The 20,150-nt window shown below is 46.3% G+C and carries 26 protein-coding genes; 19 read left to right on the top strand and 7 right to left on the bottom strand.

The genetic code is table 11. The features are described 5' to 3' along the window. The first annotated feature begins 49 nt into the window (after positions 1-49). Genes AY633_RS01475 through AY633_RS01460 form a run of 4 tightly spaced genes read left to right on the top strand, consistent with a single transcriptional unit; the run spans position 50 to position 2,410 of the window. Positions 50-904: a lysophospholipase gene (locus AY633_RS01475; protein WP_260804424.1), complete on the top strand. Its 855-nt coding sequence runs from the start codon at positions 50-52 to the stop codon at positions 902-904. After that, on the top strand, positions 852-1,841 hold the full coding sequence (miaA, locus tag AY633_RS01470; RefSeq protein WP_390176109.1) for a tRNA (adenosine(37)-N6)-dimethylallyltransferase MiaA: 990 nt from the start codon (positions 852-854) through the stop codon (positions 1,839-1,841). The genes AY633_RS01475 and miaA overlap by 53 nt, the downstream gene beginning before the upstream one ends. A gap of 18 nt (positions 1,842-1,859) precedes the next feature. After that, positions 1,860-2,084, top strand: a complete 225-nt coding sequence (hfq, locus tag AY633_RS01465; protein WP_058380502.1) for an RNA chaperone Hfq — start codon at positions 1,860-1,862, stop codon at positions 2,082-2,084. A 29-nt stretch (positions 2,085-2,113) separates the two neighbouring features. After that, complete coding sequence (locus tag AY633_RS01460; RefSeq protein ID WP_068485890.1) at positions 2,114-2,410, top strand: rhodanese-like domain-containing protein; 297 nt, start codon at positions 2,114-2,116, stop codon at positions 2,408-2,410. Between the two features lie 37 nt (positions 2,411-2,447). On the opposite strand, the gene AY633_RS01455 is transcribed toward AY633_RS01460, so the two are convergent. Next, a complete protein-coding gene (locus AY633_RS01455; protein WP_058380504.1) occupies positions 2,448-3,056 on the bottom strand; it encodes a trimeric intracellular cation channel family protein in 609 nt (202 codons plus the stop codon). 122 nt (positions 3,057-3,178) lie between these two features. Here AY633_RS01455 and AY633_RS01450 point away from each other — a divergent pair, with 122 nt between their 5' ends. The 5 genes from AY633_RS01450 (at position 3,179) to AY633_RS01430 (ending at position 7,257) form a co-directional block, all read left to right on the top strand. Further along, the gene (locus tag AY633_RS01450; RefSeq protein ID WP_260804421.1) at positions 3,179-4,399 is read left to right on the top strand and encodes a methionine gamma-lyase family protein; all 1,221 of its coding nucleotides are present in this window, start codon (positions 3,179-3,181) and stop codon (positions 4,397-4,399) included. A 114-nt stretch (positions 4,400-4,513) separates the two neighbouring features. Then, positions 4,514-4,900, top strand: coding sequence for a MerR family transcriptional regulator (locus AY633_RS01445; protein ID WP_068462762.1), 387 nt, complete (start codon positions 4,514-4,516; stop codon positions 4,898-4,900). Between the two features lie 37 nt (positions 4,901-4,937). Continuing rightward, entirely contained in the window at positions 4,938-6,272 is a 1,335-nt protein-coding gene (glnA, locus tag AY633_RS01440; protein WP_068485886.1) for a type I glutamate--ammonia ligase, read from the top strand. Positions 6,273-6,459: 187 nt separating this feature from the next. Then, on the top strand, positions 6,460-6,993 hold the full coding sequence (locus AY633_RS01435; RefSeq protein ID WP_068485884.1) for a hypothetical protein: 534 nt from the start codon (positions 6,460-6,462) through the stop codon (positions 6,991-6,993). Positions 6,994-7,053: 60 nt separating this feature from the next. Continuing rightward, the gene (locus AY633_RS01430) at positions 7,054-7,257 is read left to right on the top strand and encodes a hypothetical protein (RefSeq protein WP_068485882.1); all 204 of its coding nucleotides are present in this window, start codon (positions 7,054-7,056) and stop codon (positions 7,255-7,257) included. Positions 7,258-7,407: 150 nt separating this feature from the next. Here AY633_RS01430 and lexA read toward each other — a convergent pair whose 3' ends face one another. Further along, a complete protein-coding gene (lexA, locus tag AY633_RS01425) occupies positions 7,408-8,028 on the bottom strand; it encodes a transcriptional repressor LexA (protein WP_068485880.1) in 621 nt (206 codons plus the stop codon). Positions 8,029-8,195: 167 nt separating this feature from the next. Here lexA and yneA point away from each other — a divergent pair, with 167 nt between their 5' ends. The 5 genes from yneA (at position 8,196) to AY633_RS01400 (ending at position 12,082) form a co-directional block, all read left to right on the top strand. Continuing rightward, positions 8,196-8,513, top strand: a complete 318-nt coding sequence (gene yneA, locus AY633_RS01420; protein WP_068485878.1) for a cell division suppressor protein YneA — start codon at positions 8,196-8,198, stop codon at positions 8,511-8,513. Continuing rightward, positions 8,510-9,163: a YneB family resolvase-like protein gene (locus tag AY633_RS01415; protein WP_068485876.1), complete on the top strand. Its 654-nt coding sequence runs from the start codon at positions 8,510-8,512 to the stop codon at positions 9,161-9,163. The genes yneA and AY633_RS01415 overlap by 4 nt, the downstream gene beginning before the upstream one ends. Before the next feature lie 58 nt (positions 9,164-9,221). Beyond that, on the top strand, positions 9,222-9,455 hold the full coding sequence (locus tag AY633_RS01410; protein WP_068462747.1) for a DUF896 domain-containing protein: 234 nt from the start codon (positions 9,222-9,224) through the stop codon (positions 9,453-9,455). 85 nt (positions 9,456-9,540) lie between these two features. Then, positions 9,541-11,541: a transketolase gene (gene tkt / locus AY633_RS01405; RefSeq protein WP_068485874.1), complete on the top strand. Its 2,001-nt coding sequence runs from the start codon at positions 9,541-9,543 to the stop codon at positions 11,539-11,541. 307 nt (positions 11,542-11,848) lie between these two features. Beyond that, on the top strand, positions 11,849-12,082 hold the full coding sequence (locus tag AY633_RS01400; protein ID WP_058380516.1) for a YneF family protein: 234 nt from the start codon (positions 11,849-11,851) through the stop codon (positions 12,080-12,082). Between the two features lie 92 nt (positions 12,083-12,174). On the opposite strand, the gene AY633_RS01395 is transcribed toward AY633_RS01400, so the two are convergent. Both AY633_RS01395 and AY633_RS01390 read right to left on the bottom strand, forming a co-directional pair. Continuing rightward, positions 12,175-13,134, bottom strand: a complete 960-nt coding sequence (locus AY633_RS01395; protein ID WP_068485872.1) for an alpha/beta hydrolase — start codon at positions 13,132-13,134, stop codon at positions 12,175-12,177. 12 nt (positions 13,135-13,146) lie between these two features. Further along, positions 13,147-14,046, bottom strand: coding sequence for a hydroxymethylglutaryl-CoA lyase (locus AY633_RS01390; protein ID WP_068485870.1), 900 nt, complete (start codon positions 14,044-14,046; stop codon positions 13,147-13,149). Between the two features lie 74 nt (positions 14,047-14,120). Between AY633_RS01390 and AY633_RS01385 the strand changes: the two genes are divergently transcribed. Further along, positions 14,121-15,305, top strand: a complete 1,185-nt coding sequence (locus tag AY633_RS01385) for an acetyl-CoA C-acetyltransferase (protein ID WP_068485868.1) — start codon at positions 14,121-14,123, stop codon at positions 15,303-15,305. 12 nt (positions 15,306-15,317) lie between these two features. After that, positions 15,318-15,524: a DUF3886 domain-containing protein gene (locus tag AY633_RS01380; protein ID WP_068485866.1), complete on the top strand. Its 207-nt coding sequence runs from the start codon at positions 15,318-15,320 to the stop codon at positions 15,522-15,524. 43 nt (positions 15,525-15,567) lie between these two features. On the opposite strand, the gene AY633_RS16525 is transcribed toward AY633_RS01380, so the two are convergent. After that, a complete protein-coding gene (locus AY633_RS16525; protein ID WP_171900896.1) occupies positions 15,568-15,711 on the bottom strand; it encodes a hypothetical protein in 144 nt (47 codons plus the stop codon). 228 nt (positions 15,712-15,939) lie between these two features. On the opposite strand from AY633_RS16525, the gene AY633_RS16445 reads away from it, so the two are divergent. Next, complete coding sequence (locus AY633_RS16445; RefSeq protein ID WP_141705865.1) at positions 15,940-16,119, top strand: hypothetical protein; 180 nt, start codon at positions 15,940-15,942, stop codon at positions 16,117-16,119. Between the two features lie 107 nt (positions 16,120-16,226). Next, positions 16,227-17,702, top strand: a complete 1,476-nt coding sequence (locus AY633_RS01375; RefSeq protein ID WP_068485864.1) for a flotillin family protein — start codon at positions 16,227-16,229, stop codon at positions 17,700-17,702. Between the two features lie 57 nt (positions 17,703-17,759). On the opposite strand, the gene AY633_RS01370 is transcribed toward AY633_RS01375, so the two are convergent. Both AY633_RS01370 and AY633_RS01365 read right to left on the bottom strand, forming a co-directional pair. Further along, complete coding sequence (locus AY633_RS01370) at positions 17,760-18,176, bottom strand: hypothetical protein (protein ID WP_068485862.1); 417 nt, start codon at positions 18,174-18,176, stop codon at positions 17,760-17,762. A 342-nt stretch (positions 18,177-18,518) separates the two neighbouring features. Further along, positions 18,519-19,421: an aldo/keto reductase gene (locus AY633_RS01365; RefSeq protein WP_068485860.1), complete on the bottom strand. Its 903-nt coding sequence runs from the start codon at positions 19,419-19,421 to the stop codon at positions 18,519-18,521. 80 nt (positions 19,422-19,501) lie between these two features. On the opposite strand from AY633_RS01365, the gene AY633_RS01360 reads away from it, so the two are divergent. Beyond that, positions 19,502-20,053, top strand: coding sequence for an NUDIX hydrolase (locus tag AY633_RS01360; RefSeq protein ID WP_068485858.1), 552 nt, complete (start codon positions 19,502-19,504; stop codon positions 20,051-20,053). The last annotated feature ends 97 nt before the right edge of the window (positions 20,054-20,150 follow it).

The following is a 20,150-nucleotide window of genomic DNA, read 5'->3' as shown; positions in this document are numbered from 1 at the left end:
CTATAAAAAAACTTCGGATGGACACGAACTGTACTGCAGTCTGTACACAGTGGACAAGCCGAAAGGCCATGTGCACATCATCCACGGAATGGCTGAGCACAGCGGCCGCTACGAAGATCTTATCGGATTGCTGAACGGGCAAGGGTTCACCGTCTCTACCCATGATCAAAGAGGGCATGGGAAAACGGCAGAGCGCAACGGGGAGACAGGGTATTTCGCAGAAACGGATGGCTTCTCGAGGGTAGTCGAAGATGCGCGTGAAATCATTCAGTCTATGCAAACGGAAATCGGTGAACTGCCGTTTACATTGCTGGGGCATTCCATGGGGTCATTTGTCGCTAGGCGTTATTTGCAACTTTATGGGCAAGATGTGGACTGCGCCGTTTTATCTGGCACTGGCGGACACCCGGGAGTTTCGCTGTCTGCAGGCATCGCAGCTGCAAAGAGCTTTAGCAGGCTAAAAGGAAAGGCGTCCATCAACCCGATTCTCGGGAAATTGATATTTGGCAGTTACAATAAGGATTTCCTGGATGAGCCGTCCAAGTTTTCCTGGTTAAGCCGCAAAGCCGAAACAGTCGCACAATACGAAGCAGATCCTTGGTGCGGATTTGAAATGGCCAATCAATTTTATGTCGACTTATTCCAAGGGTTGGGTATCATTCACCAAATGGATGAAGTTGCCCGAATCCCTAAAAACCTCCCTGTGTTATTCATCAGCGGATCAATGGACCCCGTCGGTGCGAAAGGAAGCGGCGTATTTCAAGCGGCTGCCCAATTCGATAAAGCAGGCCTCGAGAACGTGAAGGTCTATTTAGCAGAAGAAGGCCGACACGAAGTGCTGCACGAAGTGAATGCTGAAACCTATCAGCAAGTCATTATGGATTGGATTAATGAATATGGTTGAAGTGATTGCGATTGTTGGCCCGACAGCTTCTGGCAAGACTGCACTTAGCATCGAATTGGCCAAACAGTTTAACGGGGAAATCATCAATGGGGATTCAATGCAGGTTTATCGGGGAATGGATATTGGAACGGCTAAAATCCGTTCGGATGAAATGGATGGCATTGCACATCATTTGCTAGACATTCTAGACCCGGACGAATCGTTTTCTGTGGCTGATTATCAACGGCTGGTCCGTGACAAAATCAAAGAAATCCAGCAGCGCGGCAAGTTGCCGATCATCGTCGGCGGAACTGGGCTTTATGTTCAATCGGTACTATTTGATTATCGCTTCCCAAAGCAGCAAGTCGACGAGCAATTGAGACAGGCGCTGCAAGAGGAGCTTGAGCGATTCGGGCCAGACGCGATGCATCGTAAATTGACGGCGTTGGATCCGACGATTGATATTCACCCGAACAATACACGCCGCGTGTTGCGTGCGCTGGAAATCTTGATGAGTGGTGAAGAAAAAGAAGACGGTAGTTTAGCGCAGTCGCCGATGTACGATGAGCTGATTATCGGCCTCGATGTGCCGAGGGACATACTGTACGAACGCATCGACAAACGTGTCGACAAGATGATGGACAGCGGTTTGCTCGATGAAGTTAAGGGCCTATATGACAGCGGGCTGCGGGATGTTCAATCCATTAAAGCAATCGGCTATAAAGAGTTGTATGGCTATTTTGACGGCGCTTATTCACTTGAAGATGCCATTGTTCAATTGAAACGCAATTCGAGAAAGTACGCGAAGCGCCAATTTACATATTTCCGCAACAAAATGCCGATTCTTTGGTTGGGCTCAGGGGCTGGCCAGGAAAACAATCTGGAAGAAATTAAGCGTATCTGGCAGGAAACTGACCGAAATCGTCGAATTGAACAAATGGCCAAAACTATACGCTAGAGAAACAGGGGGAGTTCCATGAAACCGGTTAATATCCAAGATGTTTATTTAAACCAGCTACGCAAAAATAATATTTTCGTCACAGTGTTTTTGTTAAATGGCTTCCAATTAAAAGGAACCATCAAATCCTATGATAACTTTACGGTATTGGTGGAAACAGAAGGCAAGCAACAATTGATTTACAAGCATGCGATTTCCACCTTTTCACCAGCAAAACCAGTATCGATCGAACACCAAGAATAAACAGTTTAAAACAGCAGGAGGAATAATAGATGAAATCAATCAGTACAGATGAACTGAACGAGAAAGTCGTCGCAGGAGATGAGCTCCATATCATCGATGTGAGAGAAGATGACGAAGTCGCAACAGGCATGATTCCTGGTGCCAAGCATATGCCACTCGGTGAATTGCCGGAGCGTACAGCAGAACTCGATCCCGAAAAACAGTATTACCTTGTTTGCCAGGCTGGTGGCCGTAGTGCAAAAGCGGCAGAGCATTTAGAGTCCAATGGCTTTCAATCTGTCAATGTCGACGGCGGCATGTCGTCATGGCGCGGCGAAAAAGTGTAAGAATAGGAAAAGCCGATCGGCATTTGCCGATCGGCTTTTATGATGTCGTGAGAATTTTGCGTGTTGGCAATTTCCACTTATACGTATAGGATAAGATTCTCAATGAGGTAATGGCCAAAAACAATGCATAAAGCATGAAATCGGTCCGGATTACATCAATGCTGATTAATAATCCAGCAATCGCTGCCCAAACAGCGTATATTTCTGCTTTCAACACCAGAGGTTTTCTCCCGGCGAGAAGATCTCGCACCATGCCGCCGCCGGATCCCGTCAATACGGCAGCTACGACTGCTGCATAGACCGGCAAGCCTAGCTCTACTGCAAACAAAGCCCCTTGCACTGCGAAAGCAGACAAGCCGATAGCATCAAAAAAATGGCCCCAGCGATTCCAGTGGCCAAGTGTCTTGTGGGGAAACAAAAACACGATGGTGATGGAGATGAGCGCCAGTTGGAACATGAATTCCTGTTCCCATAAAGCGGATACTGGGACCCCAATCAATAGGTTGCGGATAGCCCCTCCGCCGAATGCGGTCACAACGCCGAGCAAGTAGACGCCGAAAATATCGTATTCTTCTTCCATGGCGATGATCGCCCCGGATACCGCAAATGCAATGGTCCCGATGGCGCTTAGTACTTCCCAAGCCATTATTCGACGCCCTCCTTAACTTAAACAACTCTATGAATTGTAGCAGAATTGGAGTCATTTTCAAATAGCTAAATGAGCAATCAAACACCACAGAGAAATGGAGATTCCGAATGTTAAATTTGATGAAAAAAACAGAAGATATGATTCGCCCTCAGCTACAAGCTGCCGATGATATCGCCTTAGTTAACCAACAAAAAGTACTCGAAGCATTCCACCGCCAAAAAGTCAGTGATAACCACTTCCACCCGTCGACAGGCTATGGCTATGATGACGAAGGGAGAGACACATTGGAGCGGGTCTATGCCGACGTTTTTAAAGCGGAAGCGGCGCTTGTCCGCCCCCAAATTATTTCTGGAACGCACGCCATCACAATTTCCTTGTTCGGCATCTTGCGGCCAGGAGATGAACTTCTATATATCACGGGACAGCCTTATGACACGCTTGCTTCAATTGTTTCAGGAGGAGATGAAGATACAGGCTCGCTAAAGGATTTCAATATTTCCTATCGGCACGTGGATTTAAACAAAGAAGACAAAGTGGATTGGCCAGCTGTTGAACAAGCCGTTGCAGACAACACCAAAATGATAGCGATACAGCGCTCGAGAGGGTATGATAACCGGCCTTCTTTCACCATTAATGAAATCAAAAGCATGGTTGAAAAAATACGAAAACTCAAGCCGGACGCTGTCATATTTGTCGACAATTGCTACGGCGAATTTGTAGAAACCGAAGAACCCATCGAAGCGGGAGCAGATCTCATCGCTGGCTCGCTGATCAAGAATCCTGGAGGCGGCCTCGCTAAAATCGGAGGTTACATTGCAGGTAAACAAGCTTTTGTCGAAAAATGTGCTTACCGAATGACCTCTCCGGGTATAGGAGGGGAGGCTGGGGCTTCGCTTAATGCGCTCGCTGATATGTATCAAGGGTTTTTTATGGCCCCGCACATCGTCTCGCAAGCGTTGAAAGGGGCAGTTTTTACCGCAGCCTTACTAGAGAATGCGGGTATGAAAACCAGTCCTCATTACAATGCAGCCCGGACAGACCTCATCCAATCGGTGTCTTTCCAAACTGCTGAACAAATGGTGGCATTTTGCCGAGCAATCCAAGCGAACTCTCCTGTCAATGCACAATTTTTGCCGGAACCGGCTTATATGCCTGGATATGAAGACGACGTCATCATGGCAGCCGGCACATTTGTACAAGGGGCGAGCATAGAGTTGACGGCTGACGGCCCGATTCGCGCGCCGTTTACAGCCTTTGTGCAAGGCGGGTTAACCTATGAACATGTAAAACTAGCAGTGGTCCATGCCTTAAAAACTTTGGAAAAAGAAAAATTGCTGTAAAACCGTTCGAATAGCTATTCAAAATTTAATGTTAGAAAATCTAACATCTGTTTGACAAATAATCTAACGTGTAATAAACTGAAAATGTAGTAATTAGTGAAATGGGTGAAACTTATGACAAATCGGGTTCGCCGCACTATGCCCATTCTCCCGATCAGCATCGTAATGCAATTGACGGATTTGACAGCACGGCAAATTCGTTATTACGAAGAGCAACAGCTGATCAGTCCGGCCAGGACAGAAGGCAATAAGCGCATGTTTTCATTGAATGATGTCGACGCGCTGCTCGAGATCAAAGATTATCTGGAGCAGGGACTCAATGTCGCGGGCATCAGAAAATTGTATGAAACAAAAGTAATGCCGCTTAACGATCAAGCCGAGCCGAAAACACTGAGCGACGCAGAGCTTCGCAGCTTGCTGCGCGAAGAGATGAAGCATCAGGCGCGGCCGTTCAGCCAAGCATCTCAACGACATGGTGATTTATCCCGTTTCTTTAAATAGGCGGGCTACATAATATAAATAGGAGAGTGAACAGTTCATGAGCAAGTATTCAAAAGAAGACATTATTCGTTTGGTTAAAGAAGAAGACGTCAATTTTATCCGCCTGCAATTCACCGACATTCTCGGCGTTATCAAAAACGTGGAAATTCCGACATCCCAGCTTGAAAAAGCACTCGACAACAAAATGATGTTCGATGGTTCGTCTATCGATGGTTTTGTGCGCATCGAAGAATCGGATATGTATCTATTCCCAGATCTTGATACATGGGTTGTATTCCCTTGGATTACAGGTAAAGGAAAAGTTGCCCGTCTAATCTGTGACATCTACAATGCAGATGGAACGCCGTTTGCAGGAGATCCACGCACAAACTTGAAACGAGTCTTGAAAGAGATGGAAGAACTTGGATTCACTCACTTTAACCTAGGACCTGAACCGGAATTCTTCTTGTTCAAATTGGATGAGCGTGGTGAACCATCGCTTGAGCTGAATGACCACGGCGGCTATTTTGACTTGGCACCGATGGACCTTGGCGAAAACTGCCGACGCGATATCGTTCTTGAACTGGAAGAAATGGGCTTTGAAATCGAAGCTTCCCACCATGAAGTAGCGCCAGGCCAACACGAGATCGATTTTAAATACGCAGATGCTATCAAAGCATGTGACGATATTCAAACCTTTAAATTGGTAGTTAAAACCATCGCCCGCAAACACGGTCTTCACGCGACATTCATGCCGAAACCATTGTTCGGTGTCAACGGATCAGGTATGCACATGAACGTTTCCTTGTTTAAAGGCAACGAGAACGCATTTCTTGATGAAGATGGCGACTTGAAGTTGAGCAAAACTGCTTACCAGTTCATGGCAGGCATCATCGAGCATGCTAAAGCCTTTACTGCTGTCACTAACCCAACAGTCAACTCTTACAAGCGTTTGGTGCCAGGTTATGAAGCACCTTGCTATATCGCTTGGTCAGGTAAAAACCGTAGCCCGTTGATCCGTATCCCGGCTTCACGTGGCTTGTCAACACGTGTTGAAGTTCGTTCTGTAGACCCTGCAGCGAATCCATACTTGGCTATGGCTGTATTGCTCGGCGCGGGCCTTGACGGCATCAAGCGCGACTTGACCCCACCGAAAGCAGTAGACCGCAACATTTACGCGATGAACCGCAAAGAACGCAAAGAAGTCGGCATCGAGGACTTGCCAGGCACATTGTATGCAGCACTAGAAGAGTTGCAAGGCGATGAAGTCATGACAAAAGCACTTGGTTCGCATATCTTGAACAACTTCGTGGAAGCGAAGGAGATTGAATGGGATATGTTCAGAACTAGTGTCCACCCTTGGGAGCGCGAGCAATACTTGAAAATGTATTAATATCAAAAACCGGAGCCGAGTGCTCCGGTTTTTTTATGGTGAGCCTTCTAGGACTTCTGATGACAGTCATTAGGCAAGCTTGTGACGATCAGTGTGAAGATTGCGCCCTTTCACATATACGCTGCTCTGCCAAAACGTGGTAAGATTTTACTTATATGAAAGAACTTTTAATTAGTGGAGGGATAAAATGCGGTTTTTAAACATCATCATTGTATTTCTCATTGCTTTTTCGTTTGGCGGAATAGCCTTATACGCCATAGGGCCGAATTTATCATCGGAGGCAGTGGCGCAAAAGGCATTTACGGAACTCGAGCGGAGCGGCAAGATGGAAGACATGATTAGGCAGATAGAGAGCGATCCCGCTGTTTCACGTTACATGGAGGAACTAGAAGGACAAAGCGAATTTTCAGATGATGCAGAAGAAAGCGGCATGGATGTACAGCTTGAAGAAGAGCTTACTGATGATACAGCAGACATAGAAGCCGACACCGCTGCGCCTGAGGCCGATAAGGAAGAACTGGCTTTTGAAACCAAAGAAGACGCAGCCAGCGTAATGATGGAAAAAGTCGGGTTCCGTAATTTGTTGAAAATGAAGAACGCAGTTGAAAACGATACGATGACAGCCGAACAAGTCATGAACGAACTGGATGACGATTTAAATGAGGAAGAAATGCTGGCCCTGAAAGTGATGATTTTCAAGGAATGGCAAAACCGAAATTAAGGCTGTATTTATGCTACACTGATAAATGCATATCCATTCATGCTGAAGGGAGGAATCTTGGTGAAAACGTTTCAAGTAGAATTCTTCTTTGATCAAGGAAACACCATCGTGCATACAGTCAAAGCAATCGATAAGGAATCCGCCATAAGCCAAGTGCCATCAAACGGCACTTACGAATTGACGGACGAAGCAAAAGGCAAGATTTATCGCATTACGATTAATCTGGTTAAATACATTGTCGTATCGGAAATGCCATCGAATTAACGCATTGAAAAGCCGGAGAGAACATCTCCGGCTTTTTTGTTTTTAGTAAGATTACATAAGATGATTATAAAATATGAAAAACGATAGAAAAAAGGAGGAAGTCATGCTTTCCTCCTTTTTTCTATCGTTTTTTGAATTAAAGCTGAGTGTTTAGTGAATTTGACGGTAGACGCCGACGACTTTCCCAAGAATGCTTACCTGGTCAACGATAATCGGGTCCATCGATGAATTTTCAGGCTGCAACCGGAAGTAGTTGTCTTCGCGGAAGAACCGTTTAACTGTCGCTTCATTTTCTTCCGTCATAGCAACAACGATATCGCCATTGTTTGCCGTTTGCTGTTGTTTGACGACAACGTAATCGCCGTTTAAGATGCCGGCTTCAATCATACTTTCGCCCATGATTTCAAGCATGAAAATATGGTCTTCTTCCGAGCCGTATGTTTGCGGCAGCGGGAAATATTCTTCAACGTTTTCGATTGCAGTGATCGGCATTCCGGCCGTAACTTTCCCGATGAGCGGTACATGAAGGACCGGGCTCTTATCAATCAGCGCTTCTTCGGAGCCGATAATTTCGATGGCTCTTGGTTTAGTTGGGTCACGGCGGATCAAGCCTTTACTTTCGAGTCTAGCTAGATGGCCGTGAACTGTCGAACTGGATGCAAGACCGACCGCTTCGCCGATTTCACGAACGGATGGCGGATAGCCTTTTGCACGGACTTCATCTTTTATGAAATTCAGGATGTCTTCCTGACGCTTAGATACTTTTTTCACCAGTTTCACCTCTTTATAGGATTTATTCAAGATTAACTATCTATAGTATAGCAACTCGGGCATTGAAATGCAAACATAGGTTCGAATTTAATCTTGACAAGAAACGCCTGTTCGCTTTAATATGAGAACATACATTCCGAACGAATATTCTATAGGAGGCGGTTTTGATGACATTCTTTCGACAGAACTCATATTTGGTTTTCTTTTTCTCACTCATAGTGGTGTTTACGTTTTACGCGGTGATTAGCCATAATGTACAAAAACAGCAATTGGGCGAGCTTCAAGTCGAAAAAGGTGATACGCTATGGGAACTGGCTGAATCGTTCAGCGGTGAAACTCCCCATCATGAATGGATAGAAGATATAATGGAAGTGAACAATATGAAGACAACGAAAATTGTGGCAGGACAATCATTAAAGATTCCTGCTGATCAGCTGAACTTTTCTCCAGATGAAACGAAATACTATGCAGGTGATGCAGAATGAAGAAAAGGGCTTTAGTTTACTGCCGCGTTAGTACCACTAAAGATGAGCAAGAAACTTCACTGGAACGGCAGGAAGAAGAATTATTGTCATTCGCATTCGAGCAAGGTTATCTAGTCGAAGAGGTTTACAGCGACCAATATAGCGGCTACGAGATGGACCGGGAAGGGCTGCTTGAAATGCTCAACCAAGTCAAAAATGAAAAGGTCGATGCTGTTTTCATTCAGGATGAGACGCGTCTAGGCAGGGGCCATGCCCGCATTGCTTTATTGCATGTCATGAAAAAGTATGAAGTCGATGTTTACACTTTGTCTGACCACGGTCCTATTGCCTTGAACGACATGGACGATATGGTACTTGAGATCCTAGCTGTCGTCGAGGAATACCAGCGCAAAATCCATAATGCTAAAATTAAGCGTGGCATGAAAAGAGCGGTGGAAAATGGCTACAAGCCGGAGCGCAACTTAAAAGGGAAAGGAAACCCAGACGGTCGTGAACGCCTTGAATTGCCGGTAGACCAGATTGTCAGCTTGAAAGCGAGCGGTTTGACCTTCCAAGAGATTGCCGTAACCCTGCAAGGCTTTGGCTATCAGGCAAGCAAAGCGACGGTGCATCGCCGATTCCGCGAGTACCAGCAAATGAAAGAAAGCTGAAACCTTGCACAGTTCCGCCTTTTTTTGTACCATGAAGCAGTAGAAAGGGGGACTTTATATGCTATCTCCAGACAAGATCGGACGTATCAATGAACTATCCAAAAAGTCTAAGCGTGACGGGCTGACTCAAGAAGAGGCAAAAGAACAATCGGCATTGCGTCAAGAATATCTGCAAAGTTTCCGCAAGTCGATGCGTGGCACAATCGAAAATGTTACCGTCATCGATCCGGAAGGAAAAGACGTAACACCAGATAAAATCAAAAATAAACGGGAGAATAAGTATTTGAATTAATGCTTATTCTCTTTTTCATTGTATTCTGTCCTATTGTTGACTAAACTAGAATAGGATTAAATTTAGTTTCAGAGAGGATGTCACTATGTCAAACCATGCAGATCAACTTGCAGTGAATACCATTCGTACACTTTCTATCGATGCTATTGAAAAAGCAAACTCCGGTCATCCGGGACTTCCAATGGGCGCCGCTCCAATGGCGTATACACTCTGGACAAAACATATGAACCATAACCCAAGCAATCCGAACTGGTTCAACCGTGACCGTTTCGTGCTATCAGCAGGTCATGGATCGATGTTACTTTACAGCCTGCTTCACTTGAGCGGCTACGGATTGCCGATGGAGGAAATTAAGAACTTCCGCCAATGGGATTCAAAAACACCGGGGCATCCTGAATACAAGCACACAGTTGGCGTTGAAGCGACTACTGGCCCGCTTGGCCAAGGGATCGGCATGGCAGTCGGCATGGCAATGGCAGAACGCCATTTAGCAGCTACATACAATAAAGAAGGGCTCGACATCATCGACCACCACACATTCGCACTTTGCGGAGACGGTGATTTGATGGAAGGCGTAGCTGGTGAAGCGATTTCGCTTGCTGGTCACCTTCAATTGGATAAATTGGTCGTCTTGTACGACAGCAACGATATTTCATTAGATGGCGATCTGTCGATGAGTTTCTCAGAGAATATCCAAAAACGTTTCGAGTCGTATGGCTGGAACTACCTCCGCGTAGACGACGGCAACGACATGGACGACTTGTCTGCAAAAATCGCACAAGCAAAACAATCGACGGACAAGCCGACATTGGTGGAAGTCAAGACTGTTATCGGTTACGGTTCACCGAATAAATCCGGTAAAGCGGACTCTCACGGTGCCCCGCTAGGCGAAGATGAAATGAAATTGACGAAAGAATATTATCAATGGACATTCGAAGAAGATTTTCATGTACCCGAAGAAGTCTATGAGACTTTCAAAGAAGCGACAGAGACACTGGGCGCGAAAGCGGAAACGGCTTGGAATGAGTTGTACAAGCAGTACGAAGAGCAGCACCCAGAACTTGCTTCACAGCTACAATCTGCGATCCGTGGTGACTTGCCGGAAGATTTCGATTCACAGTTCCCGCAATACGAAGTCGGCAAAAAACAAGCGACGCGTGCTTCTTCTGGCGATATGGTTAATGCCATTGCCAAAACGGTGCCTTCGTTCTTCGGCGGAAGCGCTGACCTTGCAGGATCTAATAAAACGAATATCAAAGATGGCGGCGACTTCGATGCAGAACATCCGGAAGCGCGCAATATCTGGTTCGGTGTCCGTGAATTCGCAATGGGTGCTGCACTTAACGGCATGGCGCTTCACGGCGGCTTGCATGTCTTCGGCGGTACGTTCTTTGTGTTCAGCGACTACGTCCGCCCAGCGATCCGCCTAGGCGCTTTGATGGGGCTACCGGTCACCTATGTGTTCACACATGACAGCGTAGCGGTCGGAGAAGACGGCCCGACGCATGAACCGATCGAACAGCTTGCTTCACTACGCGCTATGCCGAACCTGGGAATCATCCGCCCGGCTGATGCGAACGAAACAAAAGCAGCGTGGCGCTTGGCGCTTACATCTAAAGACAAGCCGACCTTGCTCGTATTGTCCCGCCAAAACTTGCCGGTCCTTGAAACGACAGGTGAAAAAGCGGAACAAGGCGTTGAGAAAGGTGCTTACGTTGTATCTCCTGCAGATGACGCACAAGCTTTGCTTCTTGCGACTGGATCCGAAGTTAGCCTAGCAGTAGAAGCACAAAAGCAATTGAAAGAACAAGGCATCTCGGTGTCTGTTGTATCGATGCCATCATGGGATCGCTTCGAACAACAAGACAAGGCGTACAAAGAATCCGTCTTGCCAAAACACATCACGAAACGTCTTGCCATCGAAATGGGCTCATCATTCGGTTGGGACCGCTATACAGGATTTGAAGGCGACATTCTTGCAATCGATCACTTTGGCGCAAGTGCCCCTGGTGAGAAGATCATGGAAGAATTCGGTTTTACCCCTGAAAATGTAGCATCCAAAGTGAAACAATTGATCAACGGGTAATCACCTGCTTGATTCGATTCATGACCATTGAATGCTAGTCACGAAAGAGTGAAAGCCGACAGAATCATATTCTGTCGGCTTTTTTGTGTAAGAATTTCCATGTGCTCTTGTTACCGTATCTGGTTTTTTGCCAATTGAGCTGGCAATGTCCCCATCAAGGGCAATGCCGTCGCCACTTATGATGGGATAAAGAATAGTCTTTGTTTCTCTGTAAATTTCATGCCGTTCATATGGTCACGTCTTGAAATTTATAGTATAATCCTTTTTGGTGCATGATTTAATTGGCAACACGAAGGAGGTAATTTGTATGGATACATGGATCTGGATTGTTATCGTTATTGTGGCTTTACTCGCAGGTGTTGCACTTGGATTCTTTATCGCTCGCCGATATATGATGAAATATTTGCAAGACAACCCGCCGATCAACGAAGAGATGCTGCGGATTATGATGATGCAAATGGGACAAAAACCATCTCAAAAGAAAATCAATCAAATGATGGCTCAAATGAACAAAGCCTCGACAAAACCGGGCAAAAAATAAACGCTTATGCAATTATTCGCCCATAGGTGATGAATACAAAAAGAACTGCCGATTCGCATTGTGCGAATCGGCAGTTCTTTTTTGCGTTTGAATCAACCAGAGATTTGAGGAATGCCGGAAGCAAGCTTAGGCAACATTAAATCGTGCGCCCTCAAAAACTCTGCAATGGTACTTTCGTATTCTTCAGGGTTTTTATTAAATGATTGGGCATGTTCGCCCTGTGCGAATAATTTCAGCTCTTTGGGACCTTGTTTCAATTCGGATAATTCCTTTGTCATTTCTGGCAAGACGAACTCATCCGGTAGGCTGTGAATGAACAGCACAGGCTTTACGATGTTCTTCACGACTTCCCGGGGCGACACGGTCGTAATGGAATAGCCGTCCCGCAGCTTCAGGAACACATTCGCAAGGCGCAAAGCCAATGATGTACGAATCGGCGTTGTTGTGCGCATGACGTGTAAGATCTGTTCGCTGCTATCGGAATAGGCACAGTCGGAAATATAGAAGTCCGCTGAGTCTTCCATTCCAGCATACAGAAGCGTCGTCGCGGCGCCCATCGATTCCCCGTGTATACCAAAGAACAAAGAAGGCCCGGCATGGACTTTCAGTGCTTTCACGACTGCTTGCAAATCCAGCTTCTCGTAATGGCCGAAGCTCGTGGTCTTGCCACCGGATTCTCCGTGCCGGCGGTGATCATAGACGACCGAGTTGAACCCGAGGCGTTCGAACATGCGCGCGTATTTAAACGAATTCATTTTGCTTTCGGTAACGCCATGGCAAATGATGACGTAACGGTTTGTGGTGTGTGGCTCCAGGAAAATCGCTTTGATCGGATAGCCATTGGCAGATTCAATCCATTGTTCACTTTTCTTTACCTTGGCATACCAAGTTTCATCGTAGCGTTTGGCGTTTATTTCCCTTTCCAAAACCAAGGCTGCGTCTTTATTCTTTACATACATCAGACGGTTGCTGGTGGCAAAACCCAATGCGGCAAAAGAAGCGGTCAATGTGCTAGAAACAATGGCGGTCGCCACTAAGAATCGTTTTTTCATGGCCCACATACCTCATTTTCTGTTTTTATACAAAGTATACATACCTGTTTGCAGCTCGTTGGATACATGGGGCTCGATTAGCGCAATCGCTTTACAAAGCTCGTCAAGATCGACGCCCGTATCGATACCCATACGTTGGAACATATGGATAAGATCTTCACTTGCGACATTACCGGTCGCACCCGGTGCAAACGGACAGCCGCCAAGGCCGCCTGCTGAGGCGTCGAACCGATCGATGCCAGCAAGCAAAGCAGCATATGCATTAGCAAGTGCCATGCGTCTCGTATCATGGAAATGCGCGGCTATCAGGACCTGCGGAAATTGCCGTTTTAATTGGCTGAATAACTCATGGCTTTCCTGAGGGTTCGCGAGGCCAATCGTATCGGCAACGCTCAATTCATCGACTCCCCAATCGACGAATTTTTGGCATAAATCGATTGTCTTCTGTGGGTCGATTTTTCCTTCGAACGGACAGTGAAATGCCGTTGAAATACAGGCACGGACGAATACGCCGTCTTGTTTCGCTTTTATAATCAATGGTTTTAAAGTTTCCATTGATTGGTCTGTCGTCTTGTTGATGTTTTTTTTATTGAATGAATTGGACACGCCGACAAAGACAGCGATTGACTCAGCACCAGCTTCCATCGCGGAGTTGATGCCTCGTTCGTTTGGCGTCAAGACAAATTGCCGCCCGACCTTTTTCGCGCCAGCAACGATATCCCGTGCATCAGCCATTTGCGGCACCCATTTTGGTGATACGAATGAGGTCAGCTCCATTTCCTGAATACCTGATTGCTGTAAGGCTTTGATAAAGTCAAGTTTGTCCTCGGTATTGACGATTCGAGCTTCATTTTGCAGGCCATCACGCGGCCCGACCTCGATAATTGTAGCGGTTTTTGGTAAACTAAACATACTATCCCCCCTTAGCTTTATTGTAGCGATAGAGGGGATAAAAGAGCAAGAAGCAGACAAGGGGGACATAAGAAATGTCACAGGAAATTGTAATTGCAAGCGCTGTCAGAACGGCAGTTGGATCGTTCCAGGGGGCGCTAAAAGATGTGCCGGCAACTGACCTCGGAGCTATCGTTATTAAAGAAGCCTTATCGCGCGCAGGGGTAACGGGCGATCAAGTATCGGAAGTCATCATGGGCAATGTCTTGCAAGCGGGACTAGGCCAGAATCCGGCGCGTCAAGCTTCCATCCAAGCAGGCCTTCCGGAAACGGTGCCGGCGATGACCATTAATAAAGTATGCGGGTCCGGATTGAAATCGATCCACTTGGCGTATCAAGCGATTTTTGCGGGAGATGCGGAAATCGTCGTAGCTGGCGGCATGGAAAACATGAGCCGCGCACCATACTTACTAGAAGGTGCAAGAGGTGGCTACCGCATGGGCGACCAGAAAGTGGTCGATAGCATGGTCCATGACGGTCTGACGTGTGCTTTCAATGATTATCATATGGGCGTGACAGCTGAGAACCTTTGCGACCGTTATGACATTTCGCGTGAAGATCAAGACCGCTTTGCGGCACGTTCACAAGCCCGGGCTTCAGCGGCTATCGAGAGCGGTCGTTTTAACGAGGAAATCGTGCCAGTGGAAATTCCACAGCGCAAAGGCGATCCCGTTATCTTCAAAACGGATGAATACGTCAAGGCTTCTTCAACTGAAGAAAAACTTGCGAAGTTGCGTCCTGCATTCAAAAAAGACGGTTCAGTTACTGCTGGCAACGCATCGGGCATCAATGACGGTGCCGCAGCCGTGATCGTCATGACGAAAGAGAAGGCCGAGCAGCTTGGCATCGAGCCGCTCGCTGTCATCTCTGCGAATGGCAATGCGGGTGTCGATCCTGCTGTCATGGGCATCGGTCCTGTGCAAGCAGTAAAAAATGCATTGAAAAAAGCCGGCATGACACTTGATGAGATCGATTTGATCGAAGCGAACGAAGCATTTGCCGCACAATCGATTGCGGTCGACCGTGAATTGAAATTTGATCATGATAAGCTTAATGTCAATGGTGGGGCTATTGCCATCGGGCATCCGATCGGCGCGAGTGGCACCCGTATTTTCGTGACACTGCTTCATGAAATGAAAAAACGCGATGCCAAGACAGGCCTTGCGACATTGTGCATCGGTGGTGGCCAAGGTGTTGCCACAATCGTCAAACGGCCATAAGGAGAGATAGCAATGGCGAAAGAGAAAATCAATGAAAATGGCTTGTTTTCAGCAGACCAGTTAGCGAAGCTGCAATCCACAAAAAAAGAGCTATTGAAAGACCAGCAAAAAATTGAAGAGGAAAAAGAAGCGCAACGCCAGTTTGAACGCAAAGAACGCGAAAAGAACATGTCTTTTGCGGAACTGCTGGAGCGCCACGAATCAGGAAAAAAATACTGAAGGCAAAACCCCCTGTCACATGACGTGACAGGGGGTTCGTCGTTCAATATAGCCATTCAAACAAAAAAGAGACGAGATACAATGGGCCACCCACAAGAATAGTCCCGGCAGCAAAATAACTAAATCCCCATAACATCAAATTCAAGACATCGTAAATTGCCCCTGCCAAATCATCAATCAGTTTCATGGCCTTTCTTCTCCTCTCGCAGCACATCAACCATTGCCAATAATTATCCATTTGTTCTATCTTATCAAAAAACACGAGAAAGGCCAGTCGCTGTTTACAAGTAAAGATAATATTTTCCAATAAATTTTTATATTCCATTTACCGACAATTGATATAATAGATAAAGATCAATAAACTAACACGAACCATCAGCGAATGTGACTAAAAATTTAACTGCAGGAGGAGTAGATGATGAAAGCTGAAAAAGTGCCCGCAAGCCCAGAACTTGAACTAGAGCCACATCCATCACCAATTGAACAAAAGCCAGTCGCCCCACACACAAGAACGCTTATTCATTTCGGTTATTTTGTGCTCGTATTAACGATATTGTCAGTCATTTTTTCATTAATTAAAGTCATAGCAGATTAAAATATGAATAGAATGGATATAGTTTCCCTTTTTTTGAAACATCTGGCTGATCCATCCGTATATAATAGAGAAGGGAACATACAATTTAGTGAAAAGGATGGGATAAGATGGAGTCGATTGGAATTATTTCAATATTGATTGTCGTACTGATTTTGGCGGCTATTGCAGGAGCCGGTTATTTCTTCTGGATGAAGATCCGCTACCGTACCGCCAAATCGAACGAAGCCTTAATCATTACAGGCCCGAAACTTGGAGATCCGAAGAAAGATACAAATATTTTCACCGATGACGAAGGGCGGTCCATGAAGATCATCCGCGGGGGCGGTTATTTGCTAAGACGCTTCCAGACTTCGACGCCGGTCAATTTGACCTCGTTCCAGTTAAAGCTATCGACACCGCGCGTCTACACGAACGCCGGGGTGCCAATTGTTGCTGATGCTGTTGCGATGGTCAAAGTGGCAGACACCTTAAACGGCATCGCTAATTATGCCGAGCAATTCCTTGGAAAAAAGCAAGACGAAATAGAACGCGAGATCATCGAGGTACTTGGCAGTAATTTGCGTGCTATCCTGTCGAAGATGACCGTTGAGGACATCAATAGCGATCGAGAGAAATTCAATACGGATGTTCAGGAAATCGCGCAAAAGCAACTTGATTTGATGGGCTTTAAAATTACTTCACTCGGGCTCACGGATCTCCGGGATGCCGATGAAGACAACGGCTACCTCGAAAACCTGGGACGGCCACGCATCGCAGAAGTCCGCAAACAAGCGGAAATCGCAGAGGCGAATACGGAACGGGAAACCCGCATTCACCGTGCGCAAACCGATCAGGAAGCGAAAGAAGAAGAGTATATGCGTCAAATTGCGATCGCCGAGTCGCGCAAACAAAAAGACTTGAAAGATGCGGCCTTTAAGGAAGAAACCGAACGCGCACGTGCCAAGTCCGAGCAATCGTATGAACTGGAAAAGGCAAAACTCGCGATGGAAATCCAAGAAGAAGAGTTGAATATGCAGTTCATGGAACGTGAACGGGCCGTGCGCCTCGAAGAAGAGGAAAGCAAAGTCCGCAAAACGAAAGCCGATGCGAGCTATTACGAAACGACACGAACGGCTGAAGCGGAAGCGAGACGTTCTGTCATCGATGGGGAAGCAAAAGCGAAGATCAAACGCGATGAAGGGGCTGCTGAAGCGGAAGTCATCCGTGAACGCGGTAAGGCGGAAGCGGAATCCCGCAAACTGCTCGCGGAAGCTATGGAAGAACATGGCGACGTCATCATTGCAGAAAAACTGATTGACATGTTGCCGGTATTTGCGGAAAAAGTGGCACAGCCGCTTAATAATATCGACTCTGTGAAAATCATCGATTCAGGCAACGGCCAAGGCGTCCCATCGTTTGGCAGAAGCGTTACCCAGACAATGGTTGATATGCAGGAGCCATTGAAGGAAATGACGGGCATCGATATTGCCGAAATGCTAAAATCCTATACATCCAAAAAACAGCAAGCTATTGAACCGCTCAGCCCGCAAGTGAGCAATCAAGCTGCAGACGATGTGCCAAAAGAAGACCCGGAACAACTATAACAGCCATATAAAAAAGACGGAGAACCCAAAAGGTTCTCCGTCTTTTTATGGACAAGTTTAGACCGTCATGATATCTTTGACAATCTGTTTGAGGCTTTTAGCAACATCGTTGAAGTGAAATTCTTTTGTCGCTTGCGGATGCTGTTTGTTAAAAGTTTCACACGTCCGATTTGTAGAAAAAGGCGTCAAGGTATGAAGTTCCTTGGGCTGAGTTTCCGCCAATAAGCGTAAAGAAGCGAACACAGGCTCTGAAATTTCGAAACGTTGATAGCCATCTGGCATGCGTGTGATTTTTTCCGGGGCGTCTGCAAGCAGCCAGCTGTCTTCCGTTTCCCATGCCAGCTTATGATTTTTAAACTCCTGTCCAAGGGATCTTGTCACAGTTTCAACAACCAGGTACGAATGCATCGATACGGCATTTCCGTCTGCTGACTGATAAGATTTTTTGGATTGGGTCAAGTAAAAATTCATCATTTTGCACGCCCCCATTTTTCTTGAAAGTAAGGTTTGAAAATTTCAGTCGTAATCAGTATATTCACTTCTAGGTATTCTTTCAAACCTGCAAAAGTCCTTTTCGAGAAATTAAATCGACTAGGTAGAAAATCGGTCTTTTTTGGAAGCTGAAGAAGAAAAGATGTGAAAACCCGCTACCTAAAGGAAAAGCGATACTATTTATTTTAGCTATTATGAGGGGAAGTCATGGCAACTCATAAAAAAGATTCAAAAGGCCTAAATGGATTGAATAAGGCTTGCCTAAAACAAGAGGGAAAAAAACAGCGCCCTTAATGTAATAGGGGCGCTGATGGTGAAAGGCAGTCAATCGCGATGCTGTTCGTAGCGATCAAGACGCGTCGCTGCTTTTGCCGCATCGATCTGTTGTGGGCTAACCGTCTGATGATACGCCTGCAAAGTGTCACGCAGTTGTTCAGTGCTGCTCGCACCCGTAACGGCCGAAGAGACCGTGCGATCCGCTAAGATGGAATGTAAAGCGAGCGAATGCACATTGGCGTGGATAGCAGACAGTTTATTTAACACGCTACCCAGTTGATCTGGACCGTACTGAAGGTAATCGCCCATTTTCTCAGCACGCTTTGGCCCTTCAGCTGTCAATAGGCCTTTCGCTAAGCTGCCGCGTGCCACGACAGAGCGGCCGGATTGGCCAATTTCTGGCAAGAATTCTTCCGGACGGCGGTCGAGCAAGCTGTACTGCATCATGATCGAAGCGATCTCGCTGTTGTCCATAAAGCGGCGGATGACATTCGGGCGGATGGACGAAATTCCATAAGCACGGATTAAGCCCTCTTTTTTCAATTCTTCGAAAGCGTCAATCGTTTCTTCCGAGTCGTCGGTGATCATGCCACCGTGAAGCTGATACAAATCCAAGTAATCGGTGTTAAGGCGGCGGAGCGAGTGGTGGATCTGTTCTTTGATATACGCTTTGGTCGGATTCCACTTCACTTCATCCGATTCTTCTGACCATTCATTTCCCACTTTGCTCGCGAGGATGATGTCTTGCCGGCGATCGCCAAGTGCGCCGCCAACGATTGCCTCATTCTTTCCTTTGCCGTAAAAATCGGCTGTGTCGAAATAGGTAACGCCATTATCTAATGCTTCGTCGATAATGGCTCTTGCTTGTTTCGGGTCTTCCGGCAATGACATGCAGCCGAGTGCAATTTCACTGATTTCAAGCCCGCTGGTGCCCAGTGTATTGTATTTCATTTTTTCACCCCGTTGTAAAAGTTTATTTCCTCTATGGTATACTTTGCGGTATTGAAACTACAAATGAAATGAGGCCGAGCATGAAGAAATTTGAAGAAAAAACAATTCATAGTGAACGATTATACGAAGGCAAAGTCATTAATTTGAAAGTGGACGATGTGACCTTGCCGAATGGCAAACAGTCAAAGCGCGAATTAATCGAACATCCAGGAGCGGTAGCGGTCATCGCCTTGACGGCTGAAGGGAAAATCATCATGGTCGAACAATACCGTAAAGCGCTAGAGCGTTCACTAGTCGAAATACCAGCCGGAAAACTGGAACCTGGCGAAGCTCCGGAATATACGGCGATGCGAGAGCTGGAAGAAGAGACAGGCTATTCAGCGGACAAGCTTGAAAAAGTAATCAGCTTCTCGACATCTCCTGGATTTGCTGATGAAGTGGTGCATGTTTTCTTTGCCACCGGTTTGCACCGCGCAGAAAATGGCGCAGTAACAGACGAAGATGAGTTTGTGGAATTGCTCGAGGTGACGGTTGAAGAAGCACAAGGATTGATCGACAACGAGCGTATATACGATGCCAAAACCGCTTACGCTGTTCAATGGGTTAAAAACTACTTATCAGATAAGAATTAATCCAATTACCAGTTGAGAATGATTCTAAATAATAAACGCATCCATTGTTGTAATCGAGAACGCCCTTTTGATATAATGAATACAGTTTGAGGGAGGG

The sequence above is a fragment of the Planococcus maritimus genome (assembly GCF_001592825.1).
Classification (GTDB): domain Bacteria; phylum Bacillota; class Bacilli; order Bacillales_A; family Planococcaceae; genus Planococcus; species Planococcus maritimus_C.
This window is presented reverse-complemented; position numbering and strand designations above follow the sequence as displayed.

Excerpts from the sequence above, each read along its gene's own strand:
- glnA (WP_068485886.1), top strand. The coding sequence starts at position 4,938 with ATGAGCAAGTATTCAAAAGAAGACATTATTCGTTTGGTTAAAGAAGAA.
- AY633_RS01450 (WP_260804421.1), top strand. The coding sequence starts at position 3,179 with ATGAAAAAAACAGAAGATATGATTCGCCCTCAGCTACAAGCTGCCGAT.
- AY633_RS01365 (WP_068485860.1), bottom strand. The coding sequence starts at position 19,421 with ATGAAATACAATACACTGGGCACCAGCGGGCTTGAAATCAGTGAAATT.
- AY633_RS01380 (WP_068485866.1), top strand. The coding sequence starts at position 15,318 with ATGGCGAAAGAGAAAATCAATGAAAATGGCTTGTTTTCAGCAGACCAG.
- AY633_RS01435 (WP_068485884.1), top strand. The coding sequence starts at position 6,460 with ATGCGGTTTTTAAACATCATCATTGTATTTCTCATTGCTTTTTCGTTT.
- AY633_RS01400 (WP_058380516.1), top strand. The coding sequence starts at position 11,849 with ATGGATACATGGATCTGGATTGTTATCGTTATTGTGGCTTTACTCGCA.
- yneA (WP_068485878.1), top strand. The coding sequence starts at position 8,196 with ATGACATTCTTTCGACAGAACTCATATTTGGTTTTCTTTTTCTCACTC.
- AY633_RS01385 (WP_068485868.1), top strand. The coding sequence starts at position 14,121 with ATGTCACAGGAAATTGTAATTGCAAGCGCTGTCAGAACGGCAGTTGGA.
- AY633_RS01395 (WP_068485872.1), bottom strand. The coding sequence starts at position 13,134 with ATGAAAAAACGATTCTTAGTGGCGACCGCCATTGTTTCTAGCACATTG.
- AY633_RS01410 (WP_068462747.1), top strand. The coding sequence starts at position 9,222 with ATGCTATCTCCAGACAAGATCGGACGTATCAATGAACTATCCAAAAAG.
- AY633_RS01445 (WP_068462762.1), top strand. The coding sequence starts at position 4,514 with ATGACAAATCGGGTTCGCCGCACTATGCCCATTCTCCCGATCAGCATC.
- AY633_RS01375 (WP_068485864.1), top strand. The coding sequence starts at position 16,227 with ATGGAGTCGATTGGAATTATTTCAATATTGATTGTCGTACTGATTTTG.
- AY633_RS16525 (WP_171900896.1), bottom strand. The coding sequence starts at position 15,711 with ATGAAACTGATTGATGATTTGGCAGGGGCAATTTACGATGTCTTGAAT.
- hfq (WP_058380502.1), top strand. The coding sequence starts at position 1,860 with ATGAAACCGGTTAATATCCAAGATGTTTATTTAAACCAGCTACGCAAA.
- AY633_RS01455 (WP_058380504.1), bottom strand. The coding sequence starts at position 3,056 with ATGGCTTGGGAAGTACTAAGCGCCATCGGGACCATTGCATTTGCGGTA.
- AY633_RS01415 (WP_068485876.1), top strand. The coding sequence starts at position 8,510 with ATGAAGAAAAGGGCTTTAGTTTACTGCCGCGTTAGTACCACTAAAGAT.
- AY633_RS01460 (WP_068485890.1), top strand. The coding sequence starts at position 2,114 with ATGAAATCAATCAGTACAGATGAACTGAACGAGAAAGTCGTCGCAGGA.
- miaA (WP_390176109.1), top strand. The coding sequence starts at position 852 with ATGCTGAAACCTATCAGCAAGTCATTATGGATTGGATTAATGAATATG.
- tkt (WP_068485874.1), top strand. The coding sequence starts at position 9,541 with ATGTCAAACCATGCAGATCAACTTGCAGTGAATACCATTCGTACACTT.
- AY633_RS01360 (WP_068485858.1), top strand. The coding sequence starts at position 19,502 with ATGAAGAAATTTGAAGAAAAAACAATTCATAGTGAACGATTATACGAA.
- AY633_RS16445 (WP_141705865.1), top strand. The coding sequence starts at position 15,940 with ATGATGAAAGCTGAAAAAGTGCCCGCAAGCCCAGAACTTGAACTAGAG.
- AY633_RS01390 (WP_068485870.1), bottom strand. The coding sequence starts at position 14,046 with ATGTTTAGTTTACCAAAAACCGCTACAATTATCGAGGTCGGGCCGCGT.
- AY633_RS01370 (WP_068485862.1), bottom strand. The coding sequence starts at position 18,176 with ATGATGAATTTTTACTTGACCCAATCCAAAAAATCTTATCAGTCAGCA.